Here is a 1,156-nt window from a genome sequence, read left to right as displayed (position 1 = left end):
AAAGTCGATCTTTATTCTATGAAAAGATTTGATGCATTTGAACTATATAGAGATTATTTATTAGCCGAAGATCACCAAGCAACAGCTACAGGGCTTTCTGCTTCAACAGACAACTTGGTGAAGCATGATTATATCAGTGATATGCTTGCTGATCCAAGTTTAGATAGTCAATTATTTTGGAAATCTGTAAAACCTTTTGCCAGAAAAATTGAAAGTGAAGATTCTGTTATTTCTGTTGATGATACGATTTCTGAAAAACCTCATAGTTCAATAAATACTATTGTAAACTATCATTTTGACCATACCAAAGGTAAATCTATTAAAGGGATAAATATCTTGAACTTTCTTTTATCGACCACCTTGGAAGATGAAACTACAGTAAATTGTCCTGTAGGTTTTGAAGTCATCGTGAAGGATCAAGAATTTATAGATAAAGAGGGTAAAACAAAATACAAAAGTGCAAAGAACAAAAATGAACTTGTTATTGATAAGTTATCCACTCTTCTATATGATAATCGACTAAAATTCAAATACATACTATTTGACACTTGGTTTTCTTCAAATGATAATATGAAACAAATTCATAAGCGTTTCAAAAAGTATTTTGTATGTCCCTTAAAGAAAAATAGGCGTGTAGCTTTAAGTAAAGAAGACAAATATGCAGGTAAATTTGTAGAGGTTTCTTCTCTAGATATCAACAAAGAAGAAGTGCTTGAAGTCTATATAAAAGGGTTAGATTTCCCTGTAAGACTTGTAAAGCAAATCTTTAAAAACAAAGATTATTCTGAAGGTGTATTATATCTAGTGACTAATGAAATTGAAGCAGATTATAACCAAATCACTACGATCTATCAAAAAAGATGGAAAGTAGAGGAATTACATAAATCACTTAAACAGAATACGCTTTTGAGTAAATCACCAACTAAAATGGAAGTGACACAAAAGAACCACATTTTTGCTTCTATGTTAGCATACATAGAACTAGAAAGACTTAAAATCAAAGAACGTTTAAATCATTTTGCCCTTATGGCAAAATTGAGATTGAAAATGCTAAATGCTGCTTTAGAGGAATTAAACCGTCTAAGAACAGCTTGAATTAGCATCTACTTATCAATATTTTAACCATTCGCAAATTTTAAGAGAGCGAAAGGTCAGT

1 protein-coding gene is annotated in these 1,156 nt (G+C 30.6%); it reads left to right on the top strand.

Going from position 1 to position 1,156, the window contains the following annotated elements; all coding sequences use genetic code 11:
* Positions 1 to 18: 18 nt before the first annotated feature.
* Complete coding sequence (locus tag HHU12_RS34020) at positions 19 to 1,095, top strand: IS701 family transposase (RefSeq protein ID WP_169661164.1); 1,077 nt, start codon at positions 19 to 21, stop codon at positions 1,093 to 1,095.
* Positions 1,096 to 1,156: the final 61 nt, after the last annotated feature.

This window comes from Flammeovirga aprica JL-4 (assembly GCF_012844305.1).
Taxonomy (GTDB): domain Bacteria; phylum Bacteroidota; class Bacteroidia; order Cytophagales; family Flammeovirgaceae; genus Flammeovirga; species Flammeovirga aprica.
The sequence above is the reverse complement of the archived record's forward strand: the minus strand, read 5'-3'. Positions and strand labels throughout refer to the sequence as shown.